Annotated in this window: 2 protein-coding genes; both read left to right on the forward strand. The window is 72.0% G+C overall.

The window, feature by feature from the left end:
• Positions 1–3,276, forward strand: a 3,276-nt coding sequence (locus ACF08W_RS34960; RefSeq protein WP_392281764.1) for an SDR family NAD(P)-dependent oxidoreductase, incomplete at its 5' end; no start/stop codon positions are given.
• Between the two features lie 36 nt (positions 3,277–3,312).
• The coding region (locus ACF08W_RS34965; RefSeq protein ID WP_392281765.1) for a type I polyketide synthase at positions 3,313–5,071 on the forward strand (1,759 nt) is incomplete at its 3' end.

Raw genomic sequence — 5,071 nt, forward strand, 5'->3', positions numbered from 1 at the left:
CGCAACCTGCGGCAGACGGTCGAGTTCGAGACGGCCGTGCGGACGCTGGTCGCGGAAGGATTCGGCACCTTCGTCGAGTCCAGCGCCCACCCCGTACTGACCGTGGGCGTCCAGGAGACCATCGAGGCAGCGGATTCGGCCGCGGTGGTGACCGGATCGCTGCGGCGCGACGAAGGCGGGATCGAACGATTCCTCGCCTCGGCGGCCGAACTGGCCGTCCACGGCGTGGCAGTGGACTGGACGACGTACTTCGCCCCGCTCACACCCCGCCCCGCACGCCCCGTCGAACTGCCCACCTATCCGTTCCAGCACCAGAGTTTCTGGCTGACCGCCGACGGAGCCCCGGGCGACGCGGGCGACCTGGGCCTCGCCCCGGTCCACCACCCCCTGCTGGGCGCCGCGCTCACCCCGGCGGGCCGCGACGGCCTGACCCTCACGGGGCGGCTGTCCTTGCGCACACACCCCTGGCTCGCGGACCACGCGGTGCTGGACACCGTGCTCCTGCCGGGCACCGCGTTCATCGAGCTGGCGCTGCACGCCGGAGACCGGGTCGGTTGCCCGGACGTGGAGGAACTCACCCTGCACGCACCTCTGCTGATCCCCGAGACGAAGGCGATCAGGCTCCAGCTGGAGGTGGAGGGCCCCGATGACGCGGGACGGCGCGCGTTCTCCGTGCACTCCTCCCCTCAGGACGACACCGGGTCCGGTGAATGGACCCGCCACGCCTCCGGATTCCTGGTGGCCGACGCGGCGGCCGGCCGGGCCGCCGAGGCACCATCCGGTCTGGAGATCTGGCCGCCGGCGGGCGCCGAGGCGCTCCCCGTGCAGGACTGGTACGAGCGTCTGGAGGCCGACGGCTACGGGTACGGTCCGGTGTTCCAGGGGCTACAGGCCGCCTGGCGGCTCGGCGAGGAGACCTACGCGGAGGTGACACTGCCCGAGGAAGCCGTCGGTGAGGCGGGGGCCTTCGGTATCCACCCCGCTCTGCTCGACTCGGCGCTCCATGTGCTGGGAGTGGCCCGGTCCACGAAGGACGACGCACCGGCCGACGACGGCGTACGGCTGCCGTTCGCGTGGAGCGGAGTCTCCCTGCGGGCCACCGGCGCCTCCGTGCTGCGGGTCCGGCTGACCCCCGTCGGCGAGGACGCCGTCGCGCTGCGGATCGCCGATGCCGAGGGCGCCCCGGTCGCCACAGTCGCCTCACTGGTCTCCCGCGCCATCCCGGCCGCGCAACTGGCAGCGGAACGCGACGCCCGCGGCCGCAACGACGACGCGCTGTTCCAGGTGGACTGGGTCCCGGCGCCCCACGCGGCCGCCGCCTCCACCGCGCCGGCGGAGACGGGCACCTGGGCCGTACTCGGCACTCCGGACAGCCCGCTGGACCTGGCCGCGGCACTGCCGCCGGGCCTGCCGGTCCTTCCGTACGACTCCCTGGCGGCGCTCGGCGATGCCGTCGAGTCCGGCGCGCCGGTACCCGATCTGGTGCTCGCGCCCTGGGCACACGCCGAGGGAGGCGGACCGGGGGCACCCGACACCGAGGTCCCCGAGCAGGTGCGCGCGGTACTCGGCGAGATGCTGGGGACGGTGCAGGACTGGCTCGCGGACGCGCGGTTCGAGCAGTCACGCCTGGTCGTCGTGACACGCGGCGCGGTCGCCGCCGGGACCGGGGAACCGGTCGGCGACCTGGCACTCGCGCCCGTGTGGGGCCTGCTGCGCTCGGCCCAGTCCGAACACCCCGGCCGCCTCGTCGTGGTCGACGTGGACGGGTCCGCGACGTCACTGACCGCGCTGCCGACGGCCGTCGCCTGGGACGACGGACAGGTCGCGATACGCGACGGTGCGGTGCTCGTGCCCCGCCTGGCACGGGTGGCGCCACCGACGACGCCGACCCCGGGCGGCCTCGCCGACCGGGAGGGGACGGTGCTGGTCACGGGCGCGCTGGGGACACTGGGCGGCCTGGTGGCACGGCATCTGGTGGTGAAGCACGGTGTGCGGCGTCTGCTTCTGACGAGCCGTCGTGGTCCGGCGGCGCCGGGGGCTGAGGAGCTGCGGGCCGAGCTGGCCGGACTGGGCGCGGAGGCGGCATTCGCGGCCTGCGATGTCGCGGACCGGAACGCGGTGGAGGACCTGCTGGCGTCCGTACCGGTGGAGTATCCGCTGATGGCGGTGGTGCATACGGCGGGCGTACTGGACGACGGGGTGTTCGCGGGTCTGACGCCTGATCGCCTGGACGGAGTGCTGCGTCCGAAGGTCCATGGTGCCTGGCATCTCCATGAGCTGACGAAGGGCCTGGACCTGGCCGCCTTTGTCCTCTTCTCCTCGGCGGCCGGCACCCTCGGCAGCCCCGGACAGGCCAACTACGCCGCCGCCAACACCTTCCTCGACGCCCTGGCCCAGCACCGGCGTGACCGGCAACTCCCGGCCACCGCCATCGCCTGGGGCCAGTGGGGACAGGCCAGCGGAATGACCGGCCATCTGCGCACCGAGGATCTGGCCCGCATCTCACGCTCCGGTTTCACCTCCATGACCTCCGAACGAGGTCTGGAACTCTTCGACGCGGCGCTCGCCGCCGACCGTCCGGTCACCCTCGCCGCCGAACTCGACAGGGCCGCGCTCCGCTCCCACCCCGTGCCCCCGGCGCTGTTCCGCGGTCTGATCCGGACCACGGCCCGGCGCACTGCGAGCGGTGCATCAGGCGCCCGGACACTGGCCCAGCGACTGGCCGCCACCCCCGAAGCGGAACGGCAGCCGATGGTGGTGGAGTGGGTGCGCGGAGAGGTCGCCACCATCCTGGGGCACTCCTCGGCCGCGATGGTCGACGCCGACCTGGCCTTCAAGGAACTCGGCTTCGACTCCCTCATGTCCGTCGAACTCCGCAACCGACTCAACGCGCTCAGCGGATTGCGCCTGCCCGCCACGCTCGTCTTCGACTATCCGACCCCGACCGCGCTGGCTGCGCACCTCCTCGCCGGGATCGCCCCGGCACCGACCACCCCCGCCGATTCCGTACTGGCAGAGCTCGACGCACTGGAAGCCTCGCTGGCGTCGCTGCCCGCCCTCACCGACGCCCCGGCCGGCGTCGTGTCCGGTGCCGACGGGCCGGACGTACGCGCCCAGGTCGTCCAGCGTCTGCAGGCGCTGACGGCGACTCTCACCGTGGGCCACGGCGGCTCCCACGGCGAAGCGGACGGTGTGGCCGACCAGATCGAATCGGCATCGGCCGCCGAGATCCTGGACTTCATCGACAACGAACTCGGCCGCAGCAACTCGCGCTGACCTGGTTTGACACGGGCTTGAGGAGATGAACCCCGAATGCCGAACGAAGAGAAGCTCGTCGACTACCTGAAATGGGTCACGGCCGATCTGCACCAGACCCGACGCCGGCTCCAAGAGGTCGAGTCCGAGCGACGGGAGCCCATCGCCATCGTCGGGATGAGCTGCCGCTATCCCGGTGGAGTGACCTCACCGGACGAACTCTGGCAGCTGGTCGCCGACGGCACCGACGCGGTGTCCGGCTTCCCCGAAGGGCGCGGCTGGAACATGGCCGAGCTCTACGACCCCGACCCCGACAGCATCGGCAAGATGTACGCCCGCGAGGGCGCGTTCCTGCACGACGCCGACCGCTTCGATCCCGGGTTCTTCGGCATCAGTCCGCGTGAGGCGCTTGCCATGGACCCGCAGCAGCGACTGCTGCTGGAGGCGTCCTGGGAAGCGGTCGAACGGGCCGGCATCGACCCGGCCACGCTCAGGGGCAGCCGGACCGGCGTCTTCGCCGGTGTGATGTACGGCGACTACGCCACCCGGCTGCGCAAGGCGCCCGAGGACCTGGAGGGGTTCCTCGGCAACGGCAGCGCCGGAAGCGTCGCCTCCGGCCGTGTCTCGTACACCTTCGGCTTCGAAGGGCCGGCCGTCACGGTCGACACCGCGTGCTCGTCCTCGCTGGTCGCGCTGCATCTCGCCGTCCAGGCGCTGCGCAACGGTGAGTGCGAACTCGCCCTCGCCGGCGGGGTGACGGTGCTGGCGACACCGGGCACCTTCATCGAGTTCAGCCGCCAGCGCGGCCTGGCCCCCGACGGCCGCTGCAAGTCCTTCGCCGCGGCTGCGGACGGCACCGGCTGGGGCGAGGGCATCGGCCTTCTCCTCGTCGAACGCCTCTCGGACGCGCGCCGCAACGGGCACCCCGTCCTCGCCGTGGTCCGTGGCAGCGCCGTCAACCAGGACGGCGCGAGCAACGGGCTGACTGCCCCCAACGGCCCGTCCCAGGAGCGCATGATCCGCCAGGCCCTGGCCGGTGCCGGGTTGTCGGCGGTGGATGTGGACGCGGTCGAGGCGCATGGGACGGGTACGCGGTTGGGTGATCCGATCGAGGCGCAGGCGTTGCTGGCGACGTATGGGCAGGGTCGTGTGCCGGGGAGGCCGTTGTGGCTGGGTTCGGTGAAGTCGAACATCGGTCATACCCAGGCGGCTGCCGGGGTGGCGGGGATCATCAAGATGGTGCTGGCGATGCGGCACGGGATGCTGCCGAAGACGCTGCATGTGGATGAGCCGTCGCCGCATGTGGACTGGTCGATGGGTGCGGTCGAGCTGCTGACGGAGGCGCGGGAATGGCCCGAGGCGGATCGACCGCGTCGCGCGGCCGTCTCGTCGTTCGGCATCAGCGGGACCAACGCCCACGTCATCCTCGAACAGGCGCCGGCCGAGGAGTCGGCACCGGAGGACGAGAGGGCCGGTGCGGTCGCTCCGATCGGCGTGCTGCCGTGGGTGCTGTCCGCCAGGAGCGGTCCGGCACTGGCCGGCCAGGCCGAACGGCTCCGTGAACACGTAACCGATGACGCCGAACTCAGCCCGTCCGACATCGCCCTGTCCCTCGCGGCCACACGTACGGCCTTCACCCATCGAGCTGTCGTCCTGGCCGGGGACCGTGAGGAGCTGCTGGCCGGTCTGAAGTCGTTGGAGGGTGGTGAGTCGTCGGCTTCGGTGGTTCGGGGCGTGGCGGGGAGGCGTGGGAAGACTGCGTTCTTGTTCGCTGGTCAGGGGAGTCAGCGGGTGGGGATGGGGCGTGGGTTGTATG

Origin of the sequence: Streptomyces sp. NPDC015144 (assembly GCF_043079735.1) — a bacterium.
GTDB lineage: Bacteria > Actinomycetota > Actinomycetes > Streptomycetales > Streptomycetaceae > Streptomyces.